Annotated in this window: 23 protein-coding genes; 17 read left to right on the top strand and 6 right to left on the bottom strand. The window is 58.4% G+C overall.

The annotated features are described in order from the left end of the window. The first annotated feature begins 21 nt into the window (after positions 1–21). From GOX75_RS11240 to smpB, 7 genes are all read left to right on the top strand, one after another. Positions 22–666 carry a queuosine precursor transporter gene (locus tag GOX75_RS11240; protein WP_171123077.1) on the top strand — a complete coding sequence of 215 codons (645 nt, stop codon included), beginning with the start codon at positions 22–24 and terminating at the stop codon, positions 664–666. Between the two features lie 263 nt (positions 667–929). After that, positions 930–1,349 carry an alternative ribosome rescue aminoacyl-tRNA hydrolase ArfB gene (gene arfB, locus GOX75_RS11235; RefSeq protein WP_171123075.1) on the top strand — a complete coding sequence of 140 codons (420 nt, stop codon included), beginning with the start codon at positions 930–932 and terminating at the stop codon, positions 1,347–1,349. A 60-nt stretch (positions 1,350–1,409) separates the two neighbouring features. Further along, the gene (locus GOX75_RS11230) at positions 1,410–2,156 is read left to right on the top strand and encodes an SDR family oxidoreductase (RefSeq protein ID WP_171123073.1); all 747 of its coding nucleotides are present in this window, start codon (positions 1,410–1,412) and stop codon (positions 2,154–2,156) included. A gap of 81 nt (positions 2,157–2,237) precedes the next feature. Then, positions 2,238–3,278 (top strand): P1 family peptidase, encoded by a 1,041-nt coding sequence (locus GOX75_RS11225; protein ID WP_171123071.1) that lies wholly within the window; start codon positions 2,238–2,240, stop codon positions 3,276–3,278. 91 nt (positions 3,279–3,369) lie between these two features. After that, complete coding sequence (locus GOX75_RS11220; RefSeq protein WP_171123069.1) at positions 3,370–3,783, top strand: cytochrome c family protein; 414 nt, start codon at positions 3,370–3,372, stop codon at positions 3,781–3,783. A 209-nt stretch (positions 3,784–3,992) separates the two neighbouring features. After that, entirely contained in the window at positions 3,993–4,535 is a 543-nt protein-coding gene (gene idi / locus GOX75_RS11215) for an isopentenyl-diphosphate Delta-isomerase (RefSeq protein ID WP_171123067.1), read from the top strand. A 41-nt stretch (positions 4,536–4,576) separates the two neighbouring features. Next, positions 4,577–5,053, top strand: a complete 477-nt coding sequence (gene smpB / locus GOX75_RS11210; protein WP_171123065.1) for an SsrA-binding protein SmpB — start codon at positions 4,577–4,579, stop codon at positions 5,051–5,053. Positions 5,054–5,066: 13 nt separating this feature from the next. Here smpB and glpK read toward each other — a convergent pair whose 3' ends face one another. The 3 genes from glpK to panB all read right to left on the bottom strand — a co-directional run bounded on the left by glpK (position 5,067) and on the right by panB (position 8,290). Beyond that, a complete protein-coding gene (gene glpK / locus GOX75_RS11205) occupies positions 5,067–6,545 on the bottom strand; it encodes a glycerol kinase GlpK (protein ID WP_171123062.1) in 1,479 nt (492 codons plus the stop codon). 66 nt (positions 6,546–6,611) lie between these two features. Continuing rightward, on the bottom strand, positions 6,612–7,454 hold the full coding sequence (panC, locus tag GOX75_RS11200) for a pantoate--beta-alanine ligase (RefSeq protein ID WP_171123060.1): 843 nt from the start codon (positions 7,452–7,454) through the stop codon (positions 6,612–6,614). Beyond that, a complete protein-coding gene (gene panB / locus GOX75_RS11195) occupies positions 7,451–8,290 on the bottom strand; it encodes a 3-methyl-2-oxobutanoate hydroxymethyltransferase (protein ID WP_171123058.1) in 840 nt (279 codons plus the stop codon). Before panB ends, panC begins: the two co-directional genes overlap by 4 nt. A 170-nt stretch (positions 8,291–8,460) precedes the next feature. Between panB and GOX75_RS11190 the strand changes: the two genes are divergently transcribed. From GOX75_RS11190 to GOX75_RS11165, 6 genes are read left to right on the top strand one after another with little or no spacing between them, the layout of a single operon-like run. After that, positions 8,461–9,948, top strand: a complete 1,488-nt coding sequence (locus GOX75_RS11190; RefSeq protein WP_171123056.1) for an ABC transporter substrate-binding protein — start codon at positions 8,461–8,463, stop codon at positions 9,946–9,948. Positions 9,949–9,996: 48 nt separating this feature from the next. Further along, on the top strand, positions 9,997–11,073 hold the full coding sequence (locus GOX75_RS11185) for a hypothetical protein (protein ID WP_254428740.1): 1,077 nt from the start codon (positions 9,997–9,999) through the stop codon (positions 11,071–11,073). Positions 11,074–11,113: 40 nt separating this feature from the next. Further along, the gene (locus GOX75_RS11180) at positions 11,114–12,061 is read left to right on the top strand and encodes an ABC transporter permease (protein ID WP_171123055.1); all 948 of its coding nucleotides are present in this window, start codon (positions 11,114–11,116) and stop codon (positions 12,059–12,061) included. Next, a complete protein-coding gene (locus GOX75_RS11175) occupies positions 12,058–12,873 on the top strand; it encodes an ABC transporter permease (protein WP_171123054.1) in 816 nt (271 codons plus the stop codon). The genes GOX75_RS11180 and GOX75_RS11175 overlap by 4 nt, the downstream gene beginning before the upstream one ends. Continuing rightward, positions 12,870–14,468 (top strand): ABC transporter ATP-binding protein, encoded by a 1,599-nt coding sequence (locus GOX75_RS11170; RefSeq protein WP_171123053.1) that lies wholly within the window; start codon positions 12,870–12,872, stop codon positions 14,466–14,468. The genes GOX75_RS11175 and GOX75_RS11170 overlap by 4 nt, the downstream gene beginning before the upstream one ends. A gap of 33 nt (positions 14,469–14,501) precedes the next feature. Further along, positions 14,502–15,953 carry an aldehyde dehydrogenase family protein gene (locus tag GOX75_RS11165; RefSeq protein ID WP_171123052.1) on the top strand — a complete coding sequence of 484 codons (1,452 nt, stop codon included), beginning with the start codon at positions 14,502–14,504 and terminating at the stop codon, positions 15,951–15,953. Between the two features lie 3 nt (positions 15,954–15,956). On the opposite strand, the gene pncB is transcribed toward GOX75_RS11165, so the two are convergent. Further along, positions 15,957–17,249, bottom strand: a complete 1,293-nt coding sequence (pncB, locus tag GOX75_RS11160; RefSeq protein ID WP_171123051.1) for a nicotinate phosphoribosyltransferase — start codon at positions 17,247–17,249, stop codon at positions 15,957–15,959. A gap of 164 nt (positions 17,250–17,413) precedes the next feature. Here pncB and GOX75_RS11155 point away from each other — a divergent pair, with 164 nt between their 5' ends. Further along, positions 17,414–17,947 carry a hypothetical protein gene (locus GOX75_RS11155; RefSeq protein WP_171123050.1) on the top strand — a complete coding sequence of 178 codons (534 nt, stop codon included), beginning with the start codon at positions 17,414–17,416 and terminating at the stop codon, positions 17,945–17,947. Here the strand turns inward: GOX75_RS11155 and pncA are convergent. Then, entirely contained in the window at positions 17,944–18,537 is a 594-nt protein-coding gene (gene pncA, locus GOX75_RS11150) for a bifunctional nicotinamidase/pyrazinamidase (RefSeq protein WP_171123049.1), read from the bottom strand. The genes GOX75_RS11155 and pncA overlap by 4 nt on opposite strands. A 97-nt stretch (positions 18,538–18,634) precedes the next feature. Here pncA and GOX75_RS11145 point away from each other — a divergent pair, with 97 nt between their 5' ends. After that, on the top strand, positions 18,635–19,540 hold the full coding sequence (locus tag GOX75_RS11145; RefSeq protein ID WP_171123047.1) for a rhodanese-related sulfurtransferase: 906 nt from the start codon (positions 18,635–18,637) through the stop codon (positions 19,538–19,540). Between the two features lie 75 nt (positions 19,541–19,615). Then, positions 19,616–20,119, top strand: coding sequence for a potassium channel family protein (locus GOX75_RS11140; protein WP_171123045.1), 504 nt, complete (start codon positions 19,616–19,618; stop codon positions 20,117–20,119). A 4-nt stretch (positions 20,120–20,123) separates the two neighbouring features. Here GOX75_RS11140 and GOX75_RS11135 read toward each other — a convergent pair whose 3' ends face one another. Continuing rightward, the gene (locus GOX75_RS11135) at positions 20,124–20,453 is read right to left on the bottom strand and encodes a hypothetical protein (RefSeq protein ID WP_171123043.1); all 330 of its coding nucleotides are present in this window, start codon (positions 20,451–20,453) and stop codon (positions 20,124–20,126) included. Between the two features lie 161 nt (positions 20,454–20,614). Here GOX75_RS11135 and betB point away from each other — a divergent pair, with 161 nt between their 5' ends. Beyond that, complete coding sequence (gene betB / locus GOX75_RS11130) at positions 20,615–22,069, top strand: betaine-aldehyde dehydrogenase (RefSeq protein WP_171123042.1); 1,455 nt, start codon at positions 20,615–20,617, stop codon at positions 22,067–22,069. The last annotated feature ends 28 nt before the right edge of the window (positions 22,070–22,097 follow it).

Below are 22,097 nucleotides of genomic sequence, written 5' to 3'. Positions count from 1 at the left end.
TGTCAAAACGGGCATCTGAAAATGCAACGCAGCTATATACCCGGCATTCTTGCCATGGCCACTATCGTTGTGGCCTCGAACATCCTGGTCCAGTTCCTGATCCTTGACGGATTGCTGACTTGGGGTGCTTTTACCTATCCTCTGGCCTTTCTGGTCACTGACATCATGAACCGCGTCTACGGGGTGGGCCCGGCCCGCAAGGTCGTATTCGCAGGGTTTGTCACCGGCATCATCTGTTCGCTGATCGGCAGTCAGATCATGCTGCAAGGTGACGGCTTCACCTACGCCGCCGTGCCGTTACGGATCGCCGTGGCCTCAGGCACGGCCTTCCTGATCGCACAGCTGACCGACGTCACCGTGTTCAACTCGCTGCGCGGTGGCCGCTGGTGGCGCGCGCCGCTGGTCTCGACGCTGGTTGGATCGGCTCTGGATACCGCGATTTTCTTCACTCTGGCCTTCTCAGCTTCGGTCACATTCTTCGGTGCCAATGCCGATGCCGCGATCAACTGGGCGTGGGAGCCTGTGCCTTTCATGCTGTCAGGCCCGATGGCGCCGCTGTGGGTCACGCTCGCCTTTGCTGACTGGTTGGTAAAACTCTCGTTGGCGTTGATCGCGCTGATCCCCTTCAAGGTGATCGTTGCGCGGCTGTCCGCCCAACCTGCGTAAAAAAGTGCTTTGAGAATGGCGCATCTTGTGTCACCATCCCTATCAACCGCAACAGATAGAAAAGGAGGTGATCCAGTGTCGAGAAAGAGATTGGAGAGAGGTGTCGGAACAACCGGGGGGATCGCCTGTTAAGGCAGCCCTTGGCGGAGCGCTCGCTCCGGCTGGTCGATTGATCTAACCGACCCGACCTCCTGTACTTTCGAAGGGCCGTCCCATCGGGGCGGCCCTTTCTGTTTTCGCGCTGGCCGAGTAAGGTCCAACTCATGTTGCGCATCACCGAAGATATCGTCCTGCAGGATTGGGAATTGACCGAAAGTTTCGTGCGGTCGTCCGGTCCGGGCGGGCAGAACGTGAACAAGGTTTCAACCGCCGTTGAGCTGCGGTTCGAAGCCGCGCGCTCGCCCTCGTTGCCCGATCCAGTCAAAAGCCGGCTGAAACGGCTGGCCGGGCGTCGGTGGACCAAGGATGGCGCGATCGTCATCCAGTGTGAAGAAACCCGCAGCCAAGCCCGCAATCGCGAGATTGCGCGCGACCGGTTGGCAGACCTGATTGCTCGTGCATTGGTTAAACCCAAACGGCGTATCGCGACAAAACCCACCTACGGCTCGGTAAAACGACGCTTGGCGGCGAAAAAGGCCCGCTCGGACGTCAAGGCGCTCCGGGGTCGGGTGTCGGAAGATTAATCTGGTAAGTTTACGGTGCCTTGCTACTCTGCCCTGCAAAGACGACCGGGAGGCAAGGATATGAGGCTGGAAGGAAAAACCGCAATCGTGACAGGTGGCGCCTCAGGGTTTGGGGCGGGTATCGTCCGAAAGTTCTTGTCCGAAGGAGCGCGTGTGATGATCGCCGATATCAACGGCGACGCGGCTCATGACACGGCGACCTCGCTTGGGGCGCAAGCCCTGGCGCAACAGGTAGATGTCGCCGACGGCCCTTCGGTTCAGGACATGGCAGCGGTCGCTGCGGACAGGCTCGGGCCACTGGACATTTTGGTGAACAATGCCGGTGTCACCCACTTGCCGACCCCGTTGGAGGCGGTAACCGAAAAAGATTTCGACAGGGTCTTCGCGGTGAACATGAAATCCGTCTACCTCACGGCGCGCGCCTTTGTTCCGCAGATGAAGACGCGTGGAGCAGGGGCAATTCTGAACGTGGCCTCGACCGCCGGGCTGTCACCGCGTCCGAACCTAAACTGGTATAACGCGTCTAAGGGCTGGATGATCACAGCAACGAAAACAATGGCGGTGGAACTGGCCCCCTCGGGCGTGCGTGTCAATGCGATCTGTCCGGTCGCGGGCGAAACCCCCCTGCTGAAATCGTTCATGGGAGAGGACACGCCCGAGGTCCGGGCCAAATTCCTGTCCACCATCCCTTTGGGCCGTTTTTCAACACCTCAAGACATGGCCAACGCAGCGTGTTTCCTGTGTTCGGACGAGGCCAGCATGATCACCGGCACAGCTTTGGAGGTCGACGGTGGCCGTTGCATCTGATCCGCTCTTCATCTGGCTAAAAATATCCCCGCCGGAGGCAGCGCGCCTGCGCGCTTTTCGGCCCGAAATTCAAAGAAACAAATGACCCCCGGACCAAAGAACCTGATCACCGATGTTCCCGGCCTTTTGGTCGGAAATGCGCAGGACGATGCTTTGAAGTCTGGCGCAACAGTGCTGACGTCGGACAGTCCCTTTATGGCGTCAGTGCATGTCATGGGGGGCGCACCGGGCACGCGCGAGACTGATCTGCTGGCTGCGGACAAGTCCGTAGACAGGGTGGATGCACTTGTCCTTTCGGGTGGATCAGCCTTTGGGTTGGATGCATGCGCCGGTGTTTCTGACTCTTTATACGCACGCAGACGAGGGTTTCAGGTGGGCCGCGCGATTGTTCCCATCGTACCGGGCGCGATCCTGTTCGATCTGTTGAACGGAGGAGCTAAAGATTGGGACGATAACCCCTATCGCGCCCTCGGACGACGCGCCTTTGAATCCGCGTCGGATCAGTTCGACCTTGGAAGCAGCGGGGCGGGGACCGGCGCACTTACGGCGATGCACAAGGGAGGGCTGGGGTCGGCCTCATTGGTTCTGGACAACGGGGTAACGGTCGGCGCTCTTGTCGCCGCGAATCCACTGGGCAGCGTCACCACCCCGGGCGACAGGCATTTTTGGGCCGCGCCTTTCGAAATCGACCGGGAATTCGGCGGACGGGGCACCGACCCTGCAACTGGTCTGGGGCGGCAGGTGATCAGCCGTAAAGAGCAGGTCATGCATCCTGCCGAACCAGACAAGACAAACACAACGATTGCAATCGTTGCAACAGACGCGGCATTGACCAAGTCACAGTGTCAGCGCGTGGCCGTTGCCGCCCACGACGGGATCTCACGGGCCATTGTTCCGGCCCATACGCCGGGTGACGGGGATTTGGTGTTCGGGGTCAGCACCGGTGCGCGCGAGATCCGTAGCACCGGACCCGAATTGGGCATGATTGGCCATGCGGCTTCGATCTGCCTCGCCCGTGCAATTGCGCGCGCTGTCTATCTTGCTACGCCAGCAGAGGGCGACCTTTTGCCTTGCTGGTCCCAACAGGATGGTGCGGCTGCTGCCGACTTGGGATCGGTGTGATTTCCGACTTTCGTACGCGGCAATCTGCGCGTTGACTCTGCTCTCTTGCAGGTTTCCATTCATGTCAGCCAATTTGTATCGGAGCAAAGCTATGAATCGCATCCTCGCAACCGCACTCATGGGCCTTTTGGCCGTTCCTGCATTTGCTGAAGGCGACGCAGACGCTGGCAAGAAAGCTTTTAACAAGTGCAAGTCCTGCCACCTGATCGCCGACCCCGCCGGAGAAGTAATCGTCAAGGGCGGTAAGACCGGCCCGAACCTTTATGGTATTGCCGGACGCACGGCCGGAACGGTTGAGGGGTTCAAATATGGTGACAGCCTTGCCGCCGCAGGTGAAAACGGTCTGGTCTGGGACGAGACAACATTTGTTGAATACGCTCAGGACCCCAAGGCTTTCTTAAAAACCTATCTGGATGACACGGCGGCCAAGTCCAAAATGACATTCCGGCTGAAGTCGGGTGCCGAGGATGTGTACGCTTATATTGTTAGTGTTTCGGGCGAATAACGTCTGCATCCACAAGCTTGGGAAGTTGAGCGAAGGCCGCAGCTACCTGCGGCCTTTCGTGCGGTTGATAACTAAGTCGATCAGCGCCACCTTGGAATTATGTGGATTCAAATGCACCGGTGGGATGCAACTGCACAGCCAAGCCGGTCCGGCGACAGCCAGAAGATTTTATCCGGCCGTTCATTAGGATCGGTAGCAGGAGACATCAAATGGGAATTATGATCCCGGCCTGGGTTGATGGCGAGTTGACCCCCGTGGACAAACTGGAGGCGCATGAAAAGGGTCTCCGGCACAAGGCGGTGTCGGTCTTTGTCGTGCGTGGCACCGAAATTCTGCTGCAGCGTCGGGCGATGGGTAAGTACCACACGCCGGGCCTCTGGGCGAATACGTGCTGCACCCATCCCGATTGGGGCGAGACACCCTCGGAATGCGCCGTGCGTCGCCTGCGCGAAGAACTGGGGATCACTGGCCTATACCCCGAATACCGCCACCGGCTGGAGTATCACGCCGATGTCGGCAACTCGATGATCGAACATGAGGTGGTTGACGTTTTTCTTGCCCATGTGCGCGGCCCCCTGACCATCGAGCCGAACCCTGACGAAGTGATGGATATTCGTTGGATCGACTATCACGACCTTCTGGCCGAGGTGCAGCGCCACCCGGCGCGGTTCACGCCATGGCTCAAGATCTACCTGCATAACCATGCCGACACAATTTTTGGCCCCGACCTGATCATCTCGGCTAAGACCTGAGGGCTTGCAAGGCCGCCTTAAGCCGCCTAAATCAACGCGTCATGGCCAAGCAGAAGACAGACCCGAATTACAAAGTCATCGCCGAAAACCGGCGGGCACGTTTCGATTACGCGATCGAGGACGATATCGAGTGCGGCATCGTGTTGGAAGGGTCCGAGGTCAAGTCCCTGCGGGCCGGGGGATCGAACATTGCGGACAGTTATGCCTCGGTCGATGATGGAGAGTTGTGGCTGGTCAACAGCTATATCGCCCCCTACGAGCAGGCGAAGGTCTTCAAGCATGAAGAACGTCGCCGCCGCAAGCTGTTGGTATCACGCAAGGAATTGTCGAACCTGTGGAATGCGACCCAGCGCAAGGGCATGACGCTGGTGCCGCTGGTTTTGTATTTCAATCACAAGGGTCGGGCCAAGGTGAAGATCGGGATCGCCAAGGGTAAAAAGACCCATGACAAGCGCGAAACCCAGGCCAAACGGGATTGGTCACGTCAGAAACAGCGGTTGATGAAGGATCATAGCTGACCCTTCAGCCTTTTCAGAATGCCATCGCTGCTGACACTGCCCGTTGCCAGCGTGCGTAGGCGGCATCTCGGTCTTCTTCTGACAACTCGGGTTCGAATCTGCGGTCCAGCGCCCATGTTTCCGAGAATTCATGTTGCTTGGGGTAAAGCCCCGCGCGCATTCCAGCCAGCCAAGCTGCGCCTAGTGCCGTCGTTTCCTGCATGACGGGGCGGTCTACGGCAGCCCCCAAGTAATCCGCCAGACCCTGCATGGCCCAGTCCGATGCGCTGGCCCCGCCATCCACACGCAAGGTCACCTTGGTGTCTTGGCCCCAATCCCCCTGCATGGCATGCCAAAGGTCGCGCGTCTGGTAGGCGATGCTTTCCAGCGTCGCACGGGCAAATTCGGCGCGTCCTGAGTTGCGGGTCAGGCCAAAAACAGCACCCCGGCAATCCGGTTTCCAATAAGGCGCGCCCAGACCGGTGAAGGCAGGAACCAGAACGACGTTCTGGTTTGGGTCGGCCTGTTGCGCAAGCTCGCCGCTTTCGGCCGCAGACTCGATGATCTGCAGCGCATCGCGCAACCACTGCACAGCGGCCCCGGCGACAAATATTGACCCTTCCAAAGCGTAGGTGCGCTGACCATTGAGTTGGTAGGCGATAGTTGTCAGCAGGCGATTCTTGGATTCCACGGGCTTTGAGCCGGTATTCAAAAGCGCAAAGCACCCGGTGCCATAGGTGGATTTCATCATGCCCGGTTTGAAACACGCCTGCCCGATCGTCGCGGCCTGTTGATCGCCTGCGACGCCCAAAATCGGAATCTCGCCGCCCAACAGGGTTGTCGTTCCAAAGTCCGAGGCACAGTCGTGCACCTTGGGCAGCATATTCATCGGAACATCCAGAAGATCACAGATCTCGGCGCTCCATTCTCCGTTATGGATGTCGAACAGCAGGGTGCGGGCGGCGTTGGTGGCGTCGGTGGCATGGCTGCGTCCCTCGGTCAAGCGCCAGATCAGGAAACAGTCGATGGTGCCGAACATCAATTCTCCGGCCTCGGCCTTGTCCCGCGCGCCCGGTACGGTATCCAGCAGCCATTTCACCTTGGTACCCGAGAAATACGGGTCCAGCAGCAGCCCGGTCTGGGCGGTGACGTCGTCTTCGCAGCCCGCTTGTTTGTAACGGGCGCAGATTTCGGCGGTGCGGCGGTCCTGCCAGACGATGGCATTGTAGATCGGCTTGCCTGTGGCGCGATCCCAGACAACGGTTGTTTCGCGCTGATTGGTGATCCCGATCCCGGCGATCTGATCCGGCGTCGCACCGGCACTGTCCATCACTTCGCGGCAAACCCGAAGAACGCTGTCCCAGATTTCCTCAGGGTCATGCTCGACCCAGCCTTCCTGCGGAAAGTGCTGGGTGAACTCATGCTGTGCGGTATCCACGCGTTGCATATCCGCGTCAAACAAAATGGCCCGCGAAGATGTAGTGCCCTGATCAATGGCAAGAATAAAGGTCACGCCTGCGCCCCTCCCGTTTCGTTTTGCGGGACTTTAGCGCAAACAAGGACGCGGGTGCCAGTGCGTTCAGACCGGAATATTGTCGATCAACCGGACGCCATCCGCCCAGGCCACCGCAAACAGGCGCGCAGGGCGTGATGCATGGGTCAACGGCTCAAGCGTATCGGCGCAGCGTAGCTGAATATACTCGACCTGCGTAAACCCTGCGGCCAGCAATTCCGTTTCAGCCCGCGCAGCCAAAGTGTCGAACTGCGCCCCATCGGCCAATTCCTTGGCAAGGTCGCGCATGATCCGGTGTTTGTTGGCGGCAATGTCCAACCCTTCCGGCGATAGGCGCAAATTGCGCGACGACATCGCCAGCCCCGAGGGTTCGCGAACCGTGGGGCAGCCGATCACCTCGACCGGAATGTCCAGATCAAGTGCCATGCGGCGCACGACCATCAGTTGTTGATAGTCCTTTTCCCCGAAATAGGCGCGATCCGCCTGCGTTTGCAGAAACAGCTTGGCAACCACAGTCGCCACGCCATCAAAATGGCCGGGGCGGAATTCGCCTTCCATCACATTGGTCAGGCCCGCGACGGAAACGGTGGTGGCGAACCCCTGCGGATAGATTTCTTCGGGGTCGGGCACATAGATCGCGTCGACGCCGTAAGGGACCAGTTTCTGCGCGTCCTCGTTTTCGGTGCGCGGATATTTGGCCAGATCCTCGGGGTTGTTGAATTGCTTGGGGTTTACAAAAATGGTCACGATCACCCGGTCCGAGCCCGCCTTGGCCGCTTCGACCAGCGATAGATGCCCCTGATGAAGCGCGCCCATCGTGGGTACGACGCCGATCTTTTCACCATTGTTATGCCACTGAGTCGTCAACGCGCGCAGATCCGTCAGGCGGCGCAGGATTGGTGCAGTCATTTAGCGGGTCCTTTGGCCGGAGCCTGATCAGAGAACACGTGTTCCTCGGCAGGAAAAGTCCGTGCGCGGACTTCGGCGGCGTATTCGACGATCGCCGATTCCGCCAGCGGGCCAAGCTCGGCATAGCGTTTGACGAATTTCGGTTTGAAGGCGGTGAAAAAGCCGACCATGTCATCCACCACCAGAACCTGACCGTCGCACCCGGCAGAGGCACCGATGCCAATCGTGGGGATTGCGATGTCAGCCGTAATCCGATCGGCCAGCCGTTGCGGGACCTTCTCAAGCACAACGGAAAACGCGCCCGCTTCGGCAACGGCCTGGGCATCGGCCAGAACAGCCTCGGCCTGGTCGTCCCGGCCTTGCACCTTGTAGCCGCCCAGCGTGTTGATGGATTGCGGCGTCAGGCCGATATGCGCCATTACGGGGATGCCGCGTTTGACCAGAAAGCGGATGGTGTCGGCCATCTCGACTCCGCCCTCCAGCTTGACCGCGCCTGCGCCCGTTTCAGCCATTAGGCGGGCGGCGTTGCGGAAAGCCTCGTTTGGTGAATGCTCGTAACTGGCGAAAGGCATATCAATGACCATCATCGCATTGTTCAAACCGCGCGCGACGGCCTGACCATGCAGGATCATCATCTCCATCGTCACCCCAAGGGTCGATTCCAGACCATGCAGCACCATGCCGACGCTGTCGCCCACCAGAACAAAGTCGCAATGGTCATCCATCAGCCGTGCCATGGGCGTGGTATAGGCGGTCAGGCTGACCAGAGGTTCGCCCCCTTTACGGGCGCGGATATCCTCGGCATTCGGGGCCTTTTTGCGGGCGGTGGCGCTCATGATCGCTCCTCCGGGATTCATGTTGCAGCGCGGCATAGCAGATCGGACACGGGCTAAGAAACCCCGGTTGCGCCAACAATCCCTTGATTGACCTAAGGTTTAAAGTGACAGTGGTCTTTGAAAGGCCCGAAAACCAAGGGGTCGCGGATATTCAGTGGGGAGTTATTTCTATGACAAAGCAGATGTTTCGGTCCTTTGCCTCGGCCCTTGCGGTGGGTGCCAGCCTGTTTGCAACGCAGGCTTTGGCCAAGTCCGACATAACCATCGCAATGCAACTGGAACCACCGCATCTGGACCCGACCAGCGCCGCGGCGCAGGCCATCGATTCGGTTGTGTACACGAATATCTTCGAAGGTCTGACGCGGTTCATGGGTGACGGGTCGGTCGTGCCCGGCCTGGCGGAAAGCTGGGAGATTTCCGAGGACGGCACGGTCTATACCTTCAAGCTGCACGACGGGGTTACGTTCCATGATGGCACAACGATGGATGCCGAAGACGTCAAGTTCAGCCTTGATCGCGCCACCGCCGAAGACAGTGCCAATGCGCAAAAAGCCCTGTTCGCCGGTATCGAAAGCGTCGAGGTCGTGGACCCCCTGACCGTCAAGGTCACACTCTCGGCCCCGAACGGGAATTTTCTGTTCAATTTAGCTTGGGGTGACGCGGTGATCGTGGCCCCCGAGAGTATCGAGAACATAAAGACCAACCCTGTCGGAACCGGCGCATTTACTTTTGGCGAATGGGTTCAGGGCGACAGCATCACGCTGAACCGAAACCCGGATTACTGGGGTGAGCAACCAGCGCTTGAGACCGCCACGTTCAAGTTCATCTCGGATCCCACCGCCGCCTTTGCCGCGATGATGGCCGAGGATGTGGACGTATTCGACAACTTCCCGGCGCCTGAAAACCTGCCTCAGTTCGAGGCTGATCCGCGGTTTCAGGTGCTTGTCGGATCAACCGAAGGTGAAACCATCCTGTCCACCAACAACAAGCAGCCACCGTTTGATGATATTCGGGTGCGGCAGGCCGTGGCGCATGCCATTGACCGTCAGGCCATAATCGACGGGGCCATGTTCGGCTATGGCACACCGATTGGAACCCACTTTGCCCCGCACAACCCGGCCTATGTCGATCTGACCGGGAAATCGGCCTATGACCCCAAGAAAGCCGCCCAGTTGCTGGCAGATGCGGGGTATGAAAAAGGGTTCGAAACCACGCTGCACCTGCCGCCCCCATCATATGCCCGGCGCGGCGGCGAGATCGTTGCAGCGCAATTGGCCGAGGTTGGAATTCAGGCGGAAATCATCAACGTGGAATGGGCGCAGTGGTTGGAATCCGTGTTCAAGGGCAAGGATTTTGGCCTGACGATTGTTAGCCATACGGAACCCATGGATATCGGGATCTATGCCCGTCCGGATTACTATTTCCAGTATGACAGCGTCGATTTTCAAACTTTGATGGATACGCTGAACGAAACCACAGACCCGGACGAGCGTAAAAAGCTGCTGGGAGAAGCCCAAAGGCTGATCTCGAACGACTATGTCAATGGATACCTGTTCCAGCTTGCCAAGTTGGGTGTTGCACGGGCGGGTGTGCAGGGCCTGTGGACAAACGCGCCGACGGCCGCCATCGACCTGACGGAAATCAGTTGGTCTGAATAACTATTCAGGGGCCTCCATGAGTGGCCCCTGTTTTTCAGAAGAATCCTGATGACTATGATTGTGTATCGCGCCCTTTGTTTGCTTGTTTCCCTAACCTGCCTCGTGTTGGTCATGGGTGCGCAGGCGCAGGCGCAGAACGCGCTTGGCGGGCGGCTGGATGCGCTGGCAGGCACGCCGGAAAACCCCTTGCAGGTTGGTATCGGCATCAGAATTGACCAGATCACCAGCGTTGACCAAAAGGCCGAGAATTACGGCGCGGTTGTTGTACTGCGGGTGGAATGGACCGATCCCGCGCTGGCCTTCGACCAACAGGCATTGGGTCGGGATATTCGGGTTTTCAATCCACCTGCACTGGCCGATCACGCGGCAAGTATCGGGGCCGTGCTGCCCGCTTTCGTCATTCACAACCAACAATCCAACAAGTGGATACACGAGTCTGCTGCCTCGCTGCGGTATGATGGTCGTGTGGTCTATGTCGAGAAATCCAATCTGACGTTGCAGGCCCCGCATTTCGATTTTCGCAAATACCCGTTCGACACGCAGGATTTCTTCTTTGAAGTCGTCTCAATCTTTCCATCGGAATACGTGTCCTACTATCCGCTCGAGGACCACTCTGGCCTGGGCGACATGCTGGGTGAGGAAGAGTGGGTTCTTGGAAACGCCCGCGTCGAAGCATCGACGGTTCCGGGCCTGTCGGGGCAGGACAGTGATCAGATCGCGCTGGTCTTTGAAGGCAGTCGTCACCTGACCTACTATGTGATCCGTGTTTTCCTGCCGATGCTGGTGTTGATCACCGTCGGCTGGGCGCTGTTCTTTCTGGACGAATACCGCAGGCGGATTGAAATCGCCGGAGGTAACCTTTTGGTGTTTGTGGCCTTCAACTGGGCAATCTCGGCTGATCTGCCCAAGCTGGGTTACCTGACGTTTCTGGATTTTGTTCTGCAGTGCATGTTCCTGATGACCGGGGCTTTGATCGTGTTCAATGTGGCCTTGCGCAAGCTCAAAGTGTCGGGCCGAGAAGAGGCTGCGCGCAAGCTGGACAACTATGCGATCAAGTGGATCTATCCTTTGGGCTATGCCGCTATCGTGGGTTACGCGGTTTTTGCCTATCTTCTGATCCCTTAGGTGCTGGACCCGGACGATATGTGATCCTAACGTGGCACCAATGCTCCGTTATGCACTTAAACGTCTGATATCTCTGATGATCAGCCTGGCCGTGGCCTCGGCGGTTATTTTTGCCGTGATCGAGGTTGCGCCCGGCGACCCTGCATCCTTTATGCTGGGCGTCAACGCGCAAGAGGACACGTTGGCCGCGCTGCGTGCAGAGCTTGGATTGGATGGCTCGAAGATTCAGCGTTACTTTAACTGGGTTAGCGGGATGCTGATGGGGGATTTCGGAACCTCCTACACATATCGAACGCCAGTTTCGCAGATGATCGCCGACCGGTTGTGGGTGTCGCTGCCATTGGCGTTATACGCGCTGACCCTGTCGACCCTGATCGCCTTTCCAGCTGGTATCTATGCCGCCGCGCGACGGGGTAAACCGGGGGATTTGACCGTGATGGGCGCCACGCAACTGGGCATCGCGGTTCCCAATTTCTGGTTTGCGATGATGCTGGTGCTGATCTTCGCCATCAACCTGCGCTGGTTCAATGCCGGAGGGTTCGCAGGGTGGGACACCGGGTTTTGGACCGGCCTGCATTCCCTGACCCTGCCCGCCATCGCGCTGGCCTTGCCGCAAGCGGCGATTCTGGCGCGGGTGATGCGGTCATCCCTGCTGGATATTCTGGGCGAAGACTTCATGCGCACCGCCCGTGCAAAGGGGTTAACGCGCAGGCAAGCCTTGTGGAGGCACGGCGTGCGCAATGCATTGATCCCGGTGCTGACCATTATCGGGCTGCAATTCTCGTTCCTGCTGGCCGGTTCGATCATTATCGAGCAGGTGTTCTACCTTCCGGGCCTCGGGCGGTTGGTGTTTCAGGCGATCTCTGCCCGGGATTTGGTCGTTGTGGAATCGGTAGTAATGCTGCTGGTGTTTGCCGTCATCACCGTAAATTTTCTGGTCGACCTGGCCTATGCCGCCGTCGATCCCCGCCTGAGGAGCCGGACATGAGCCGCAACCTGATCCTTGGGGCGGCTTTGTCGTCGCTGGTTGTTCTGGCGGCCTTGGTCTCTTTTGTCTGGACGCCTTACGACTATGCCGCGCTGAGTATCCCGGACAAGTTGCAACCACCAAATGCGCAGCACTGGTTCGGAACGGATCATTTTGGTCGCGACATGTTTTCCATGATCATGGTCGGTGCGCGAACGTCCATTGCGGTGGCCTTGGTCGCAGTGGGTATCGGCATGGCGCTAGGTGTGCCGCTGGGATTGGCGGCAGCAGCGCGCAATGGATCGTGGCTGGATGAGCTAATCATGCGCGGCAATGATCTAGTATTTGCGTTTCCTTCACTGGTCATCGCGATCCTGATCACTGCCGTGTTCGGGGCGGGAGCGGTCAACGCAATCATCGCGATCGGCATATTCAACATTCCCGTCTTCGCCCGTATCACCCGCGGCGCGGCGCTGTCCCTGTGGGAGCGTGAGTTCATCCTTGCCGCCCGTGTGTCTGGCAAAGGTGCCGCCCGGATATCAGCCGAACATATTCTGCCCAACGTCGCCAATTTGCTGATCGTGCAGGGGACCATTCAGTTCTCGCTGGGCATACTGGCCGAGGCGGGCCTGTCCTATGTCGGTCTGGGGGCGCAACCGCCAACGCCCAGTTGGGGCCGGATGCTGGCCGACGCACAGACAATGGTCAGTTTTGCCCCGCATTTGGCTCTGATTCCGGGGCTTGCGATTATCGTCACTGTGCTGGGTCTGAACCTTTTAGGGGACGGTCTGCGTGATTGGCTGGATCCCCGAATAAGGGTGGCGCGCGCATGAGCTTGCTGGATATTGAAAACCTGTCTCTGACTATCCACGGCGTGCCGATCCTGAAACAGGTCAGCCTGTCCATCGCCCCGGGTGAGATTGTGGCCGTAACCGGCGAGAGCGGGTCGGGCAAGTCGATGACTGCCTTGGCCGTGATGCAGTTGCTGCCGAACGGGGGACAGGCAACAGGTGCAATCCGGCTGGAAGGCCATGACCTTTTGACCCGCCCCGAGGCTGAAATGTGTGCCCTGCGCGGCGCTGCGATCGGAATGGTGTTTCAAGAGCCGATGACAGCGCTGAATCCGGTCAAGACCATCGGGGATCAGGTGATGGAGACAATCCTGATCCACAAGGCGATGCCCCGCCCAAAGGCCCGTGAACGCGCCGAAGAGGTTCTGACCCGGGTGGGTCTGCCACCTGACCGTTTCCCGCTGACCCGCTATCCGCACGAGTTGTCGGGCGGTCAGCGCCAGCGTGTCGTGATTGCCATGGCCATCGCGCTGCGCCCGAAGCTGTTGATCGCGGACGAACCCACGACGGCGCTGGATGTAACAACGCAGGCGCAGATCCTCGATCTGCTCAGGGGGTTGGTCAGCGAATATGGCATGGGTTTGCTGATGATCACGCATGATTTGGCGGTCGTGGCCGATCTGGCCGACAAGATCGTCGTTATGCGTCACGGCGAAGTTGTTGAGGAAGGGGCCACGGAAAACCTGTTGCGCGACATGCAACACCCCTACACGCGCATGCTGTTCGAAGCGTCTGGTCACAAGGTTTCCCTACCCGATACGATAAGCCCCCGCCCGTTGCTTGAGGTTGCGCAGGTTGTCCGCGACTACCGCCTTCCCCGGAAAGGCTTGTTTGAAACACCCGGTCATCACCGTGCCGTCGATCAGGTAAGCTTCACTCTCAATCGTGGGGAGCGTTTGGGACTGGTCGGCGAATCTGGATGTGGCAAATCGACCCTAACACGAGCGATTTTGGGTTTAGAGGAGATTCAGTTCGGGGAAATCCGACTGGACGGGGAGCCCGTTTTTGCGGGCCACAAGCCAAACCCAGCCGTGCGGCGAAAGATGCAGGTGGTGTTCCAAGATCCCTATGGCAGTTTCAACCCCCGCCACCGGGTCGCGCGGTTGATCACAGAACCGTTTCACGTATTGGAAAATCCGCCCAAAGGGGCCGCGCGTCAGGACTTGATCGACGAAATGCTTAGTGCCGTGGGCCTCAGTCCCAGAGATGCCGACAAGTACATTCACGAATTCTCGGGCGGTCAGCGGCAGCGCATTGCTATTGCTCGCGCCTTGATCATCCGGCCCGAGCTGATCCTGTTCGACGAGGCTGTTTCAGCGCTTGACGTATCCGTACGCGCGCAAATCCTCGACCTTCTGGCTGAGCTCTGCGCGGCATATGACCTGACGTATCTGTTCATAAGTCACGATCTTAGTGTCGTCAGAACAATCACTGACCGCGTGATGGTGATGCAGGCCGGTAGAATTGTTGAGCAGGGCGAGACCGAGCAGGTCTTTTCTGACCCCCAGCATCCCTATACCCGAACCCTGATCGACGCCGCGCCTGTTCTGCCAGATATCGGCAGTCAGGTGGCTTGATTCCCAATGTTAGAGCCGAAATAGGAGATCGAAATGCCCAATCCTCTCTGGTTCAACCCAACCCATTGTCTGATCGGAGGCGCATGGGTCGATCCCACCTCGGGGTCGACCTTACCTTTGGTCAACCCTTCTGACGGGGCTGAGATTTGCCGTATCGCCCGCGGCGAGGCTGCAGATATCGACGCAGCGGTCCAAGCCGCGCAATCGGCCCTTGACGGTGGCTGGGGCCGTAAAACCGCGCTGGAGCGGGGCCGCATCCTGACGCGATTGGGTCAGTTGGTATTGGAACGGGTCGATGATCTGGCAGCTTTGGAGGCGATGGATGTCGGCAAGCCCCTGACACAAGCCCGCGCTGACGCTGTGGCGCTGGCGCGGTATTGCGAGTTCTATGGCGGTGCCGCCGACAAGGTCATGGGCGACACAATACCTTATTTGGAAGGCTACACCGTCTACACCTTGCGAGAGCCACATGGGGTGACCGGCCATATCGTGCCGTGGAATTACCCCATGCAGATCATTGGCCGTTCGGTCGGGGCGGCGCTGGCGATGGGCAATGCCTGCGTCCTGAAACCAGCCGAAGAAGCCTGTCTGACGGCACTTGCCTTCGCACATCTGGCGCAAGAGGCTGGGTTGCCAGCAGGTGCATTGAATGTGGTGCCCGGTTTGGGTGCCGAGGCTGGTGCTGCATTGTCCAGTCATCCAGGCGTGCACCATATCTCGTTCACCGGGTCGGTCGCCACAGGTGCGCTGGTGCAACAGGCGGCAGGCCGCAATGTGGTGCCGGTGACACTGGAATTGGGAGGGAAGTCCCCGCAACTGGTGTTTGACGATGCCGATCTGGACGCCGCCCTGCCGTTTCTGGTGAACGCAGGAATTCAGAACGCGGGTCAGACATGTTCAGCCTCATCCCGCATATTGGTGCAGCGTGGAGTGTATGAGCAGGTCAAATCCCGTATGGCCGACGCCTATGCCGATCTGACCGTTGGACCAGCGAATGAGGATTTGCGGCTCGGTCCCCTGATTTCTGCCCGTCAAAAGGACATCGTCGAAGGGTTTTTGTCCAAGGGGGTGGACCTGAAAGTCGCTGCGCAGGGTCGCATCGTTGAGCACGCACCAACCGATGGGGCCTATGTCCGTCCAACGCTGTTTTCTGACGTGCCGCCCGATCACGCGTTGGCCCGTGACGAAATATTCGGCCCTGTGCAAGTCTTGATCCCCTTTGATTCCGAGGAAGACGCCGTGCAGATTGCCAACGGAACCGACTATGGCCTGGTGGCCAGCATTTGGACCCGCGATGGTGCACGCCAGATGCGATTGGCGAAACGTCTGCGCTCGGGTCAGGTTTTCGTCAACAATTATGGCGCCGGTGGCGGCGTGGAACTGCCCTTTGGCGGGGTGGGAAAATCCGGGCATGGCCGCGAAAAGGGATTCGAGGCGCTGTTTGGGTTCTCACAACTCAAAACGGTGGCGAGTTTCCATGGTTAGAGCCTAAACAATCACCTCGATCGACTCTTGCGCGCCCACTCCGAACACGCGCTTGTAGCGCTCGATTTCGTCCGCCGGGCCCATTGCCTTTTCCGGGTTGTCCGACAGTTTGACCGTTGGGCGGCCATTGGCCGAGACTGCTTTGCACACCAAGGAAAACGGGGCCAGCGCGTCATCGGGCACCAGCCCGCGAAAATCATTGGTCAAAAGCGTGCCCCAGCCAAACGACACTTTGGTGCGCCCTGCAAACTGGCTGTGCAGCTCGCGGATTTTGTCTACGTCCAACCCGTCAGAAAAGATCACCCGCTTTTCCATTGGATCCTCGCCGCGCGATTTCCACCATTGGATTGCTATTTCCGCGCCAGTGGCCGGATCGCCGCTGTCTACGCGGATACCGGTCCATCCGGCCAGCCAATCAGGTGCGCGATCCAGAAACCCCTGCGTGCCATAGGTGTCAGGCAGGATGATGCGAAGATTTCCGTCATGCTCGTCATGCCAGTCGCTGAGAACATCATAAGGCGCCTGCGCCAGTGCCTCATCGGTGTCAGCCAGCGCCGAATAGACCATAGGCAGTTCGTGCGCGTTGGTGCCGATGGCTTCAACCTCGCGCCGCATGGCGATCAGGCAGTTCGACGTACCCGTGAACGCAGGCCCCAGCCCTTCGATCATGGCTTGGACGCACCAATCCTGCCACAGGAAGGAATGCCTGCGACGCGTTCCGAAATCGGCAATGCCCAACCCCTCAATCCCGCGTAGCTGTTCGATTTTCTCCCAAACGCGGGTCATCGCACGGGCATAGAGCACCTGAAGCTCGAACCGGCGCATGTCATTCAGCACGGCGCGGGACCGCAGCTCCATCAAAACGGCCAAGACGGGGATTTCCCACAACATGACCTCGTGCCATTTGCCTTCGAATGTCAGTTCGTACTGATCGCCCTTGCGTTCCAGGTGATAGGGCGGCAGGCGCAGATTCTCGAACCACTCCATGAAATCCGAGCGGAACATCTGCCGTTTGCCGTAGAACATATTGCCCCGCAACCACGTGCTTTCTCCCCGGCTGAGGCTTAGTGAGCGGATGTGATCCAACTGTTCCCGCAGCTCGCCTTCGTCGATAAGCTGGGCCAGGGGGATGTGATTCGACCGATTGATCAGCGAAAACACCACATCCGTTTGGGGCTTATTTCGAAACACTGACTGGCACATCAGCAGTTTGTAGAAATCTGTGTCGATTAAAGACCGGACAATTGGGTCAATCTGCCATTTATGATTGTACACGCGCGCCGCAATATCGACCATGAGGAACTCCTGCGATTTCCGTTGTTAGATCAATCGGTGCGTTGAATGGCAAGAGTCGCTCGTTCGGGGACAATGACAATGTCAGGTCACAAAGCGAGCATATTGTGAGTTCTTTTCGCTTGTTAGTGAAAAGTATGGAAGGGAAGACGAGGTTTAAATAGTGAATGGTTCTCGAGTACGATTTTGACATCGTTGTAGTCGACCCGGGGGATGGTGGTCTGGAAGCGGGCGCGGATGGGTATTCGCAAAAGCCGGTATTGCGCGCGATGTTCCGCGACGTGAAGACGGCGGACGCCTTGCGTGCGACCTCGCCGAAGATTCGCAAAATCTTCCAGGATGCAGGCTTTGGTCTGGACGCCACTGGCAGCGAGTTGCTGCACGGCCTTTACCGTCCGCGTGACGAGGCCGAGCGTGAGCGGATTCTACGCGCCTTGTTTGCCAATATTCGTGACCTTGGGGTTCAGGGCGAATATTGCGGTGAATTTGACTTTTGGAAGTTCCTGCGTGAGGTCAAAACTGCCCGCCCGCGGAACGGGCAGCGCAGAAAGGTGGCCGATTGGACACCCAATCCGCGTTACAAATCGCCTGCAACACCCCAACGTCGGACCGTACCGGCACGGGTCGGTGTCGCATTGGGCCTGGCCGTGGTCATATTTGTCATACTCAAATACCTGGCGGATTCAGGGTCGACTCCCTAGGTCAACGTCACACCTGCATTGCGCAGTGCCGATTGGGCCGCCGCCAACGAGCCGTCCAGATCAATGGCGCGGCACATATCCATGCGCACTGTCACGTCAAACCCAAGCCGCGCTGCATCCACTGCCGAGAAGTGAACGCAAAAATCCGTGGCCAGCCCAACCATGGTCAGTTTCCTGAGGCCGCGTGTATTCAGATATCCTTCAAGGCCCGTGGGTGTGGTTTGGTCATTCTCAAAAAAGGCGGAGTAACTGTCGATGTCGCTGCGAAATCCCTTACGGATGATCAGGTCGCCGTCGCTGCGCAGGTCGGGATGAAACGCTGCGCCCTTGGTCCCCTGCACACAGTGATCCGGCCACAATACCTGCGGGCCATAGGGCATCTCAGTCATATCAAAAGGATTTTTGCCTGAATGAGAGCTGGCGAAAGACGAATGCCCTGCCGGATGCCAGTCCTGCGTCAGGATGACCGCGTCGAAAGCGTTCATCATGGCGTTGATGGGGGCAATGATCTTATCCCCTTCGGGCACGGCCAGCGCGCCGCCGGGGCAAAAGTCGTTCTGGACGTCGATTACGATCAGGGCGTGGGTCATCGGGGCCTCCTTGCGTTGTCTTATCGGTAGGCGGCAAGCAGGGGGGGCGTCAATCCGGTCCCTTGCGACTCTTTGAATGCAGGTTTAGACCGCGCGCATGTATACCATCGCTGCCCTCTATCACTTCACCCGATTCCCGGATCACGCTGCCCTGCGTGCTCCTCTGCTAGAGCTATGCCGCGCGCAAGCGGTCAAAGGCACGTTGCTGCTTGCGCAAGAAGGGATCAACGGAACCATTGCAGGCCCCCGTGCCGGGATCGACGCGGTGCTGGCCCATATCAAGGCATTGCCGGGATGCGTGGACCTTGAATGGAAAGAGGCCACCGCCGATCATCCACCTTTTGGCAAGATGAAGGTGCGCCTGAAGAAAGAGATCGTGACCATGGGCCAGCCGGATGTCGATCCGCGCGCCCGAGTTGGCAACTATGTTGAGCCTGAAGATTGGAACGACCTGATCCGTTCAGACGATGTTGTGGTGATCGACACGCGTAATGATTACGAGGTTGCAATTGGCACGTTTGAAGGCGCAATAGACCCTGAAACAGCCAGTTTCCGCGAATTCCCGGCGTGGTGGGAGGAGAACAAGGATCGTTTCCACAACAAGCGCGTTGCCATGTTCTGCACCGGCGGGATCCGTTGTGAGAAATCGACCAACTTCCTGTTGGGGCAGGGGGTTGAGGATGTCTATCACCTGAAAGGCGGCATTCTGCGTTACCTTGAGGAAATGCCCGCCGAAGACAGCACATGGCAGGGCGAGTGTTTCGTGTTCGACAATCGTGTGTCTGTCGGGCACGGGCTGGTCGAAGGCCCCCACAATCTGTGTCACGGCTGCCGGCGTCCGATCCTGCCCGAAGATATGAAACGCCCTGAATACGAGCATGGCGTGTCCTGCCACCGGTGCATCAACGAAACGTCCGAGGCGGACAAAATGCGTTTTCGCGAGCGGCAGAAACAGATCGGACTGGCGCGTCAACGCGGGCACGAGCATCTGGGCACGACCTAAACCTCTGATTTTTCAAGTTGCGGGTATGCGCCTCTGACCCGATGATTAACCGTGTCTCATACTGACGGAGGTTTCATGCACCGCGACCCGATTACTCTGGAAGAGTGGAAATCGACCTTGGTTGCAGCCCTTGGGTTGGTGGTCGCCAGCTTCATCGCATGGTACGGGCTGTCGCGACTAAGTGAAACCACGGCGGGCGACAAGATCGGCACAGCAACAACCGTTCTGCTGACGATCTGGCTTGTTTCGCAGACCTGGTATTACATGACCCAGGTCAAATCTCCCCGGCGGCAACTGCTGCTGATGGGGATTTCCTTTATTCAGGTCGTCCCCTTTCTTTTTGCGGCTGTCTATGGGTCGTTCGGTTATTACGACCTGTGTGTCGTAGGCGCGCGCGGCCCAACTGATGTTTTGTATTTCTCTTACGTGACTTTCACCACAGTTGGGTTCGGGGATTTACACCCCGCCGGAATGTGTCGCGGTTTGGCCGTGGCCGAAGCTATTACCGGCTATATCTTGTTGGGCCTGTTTGTGGCCGCAGCGGTAGGGATTTACGCCCGCTCACACAGCGAAAACTGATCCGCTATTTGTTGTGGTCGATCCACAGCGACATCGCATGTTTGTCCCGAAAACACTCCTGCGGGATTTGTCTGCGTTTGCTGCGGGCAATCCGCTCGGCATAGGCCACCTGCTTGCCGGTCGGATAATTGGCAAAGGGTGATGGATCATGTGGTTTGTGGGCTGATATCCACTGCGACATGGCCCGACGATCCCGTTGTGCTTCGACAGGGATTTCCAAAGCTGACTGTTGAGCGATCGCGCGCGCATAGCGCATTTGCCGATCAGTGACGGGCAGCAAGTGATAGTCGTTTGATGGGCCGTTCAGAGCAGAATTTTGGGTGGCGTAAGACATCGGAATGTTCCTCTGACCATGTGGAACATAAATGGAACATTAACTTTTTTATTCAAGAGGGCGGTGATTCACATCAGCGAGAGTTTGCCGTGTTTGCGTTTATTGACTGGCCAGTCAATAAAAGCTAGAGCCGAAGAAAGACTTCTGAAAAGGACCCGGTCATGAAATTCCAGCCCAAGGCGAGCCATTTTATCAACGGCGAATACGTCGAAGACACCAATGGCGCCCCCATCGACGTTATCTTTCCCGCAACCGGAGAGATTATCGCCCGGCTGCATTCCGCCACGGCAGAAGTTGTTGAACAGGCTCTAAACAGTGCGAAAACGGCTCAAAATGAATGGGCTGCGCTGTCGGGAACCGAGCGTGGCCGGGTTCTGCGTCGTGCCGCTGACATCATGCGTGAACGCAATCGCGAGCTGTCTATTCTGGAAACCCACGATACCGGCAAACCACTGCAGGAAACGCTGGTCGCCGACGCCACCAGCGGGGCTGACGCGTTGGAATATTTCGGTGGGTTGGCGGCCTCGCTGACCGGTGAACATATCCCGCTGGGCGGCGGAGATTTTGTCTATACCATCCGCGAGGCGCTGGGCGTCTGCGTCGGTATCGGCGCGTGGAACTATCCGACACAGATCGCGTGCTGGAAGGGCGCGCCCGCGCTGGCTTGCGGCAACGCCATGGTGTTCAAACCGTCAGAAACCACGCCTTTGTCCGCGTTGAAGGTGGCCGAGCTTCTGATCGAAGCTGGTGCGCCCAAGGGCATCTACAACGTCGTGCAGGGTTACGGAGATGTCGGCGCGTCGCTGGTGACAGATCCGCGCGTGGCCAAAGTGTCGCTGACCGGATCGGTGCCCACGGGCCGCAAGGTCTATGCCGCCGCCGCCGCCGACATGAAACACGTGACGATGGAGCTGGGCGGCAAATCCCCGATGATCGTGTTTGACGATGCGGATATCGAAAACGCTGTTTCGGGCGCGATTCTGGGAAATTTCTATTCCTCGGGTCAGGTCTGTTCCAACGGCACCCGCGTCTTTGTGCAGAAAGGCATTAAGGATCAATTCCTTGCCCGCCTGACCGAACGCCTGGCCACCGTAATAATCGGTGATCCGCTGGACGAAAGCGTCAATTTCGGCCCCATGGTCAGCGAAAATCAGATGAACATCGCACTGGGCTATGTCGACAAAGGCAAAGCCGAAGGTGCTCGTCTGGTCTTTGGCGGCGACCGGATCGAGGGCGACGGGTTCTACATGCAGCCCACCGTCTTTGCCGATGTCACCGACGACATGACTATCGCCCGCGAGGAAATCTTTGGCCCGGTCATGTCGGTTCTGGACTTCGACACCGAGGCCGAGGTTCTGGCCCGCGCCAATGATAACGAGTTCGGTCTGGCCGCCGGTGTCTTTACCAACGATCTGACCCGCGCCCACCGCATCGTGGCCGGGTTTGAGGCGGGTACCTGCTATATCAACACCTACAACTTGGCCCCGGTCGAGGCCCCGTTTGGCGGCTCAAAGATGTCGGGTGTGGGGCGCGAGAACTCGAAACTGGCGATCAACCACTTCAGTGAGATGAAGACCGTCTATGTTTCGATGAACGACGTCGAGGCGCCGTATTAACTCAACTCTGGTTGAGAATTATTCGAGG

The organism is Ruegeria sp. HKCCD7251 (assembly GCF_013031165.1).
GTDB lineage: Bacteria > Pseudomonadota > Alphaproteobacteria > Rhodobacterales > Rhodobacteraceae > Ruegeria.
Note: the sequence above shows the minus strand (reverse complement) of the source record. Positions and strands in the feature narration are given on the sequence as shown.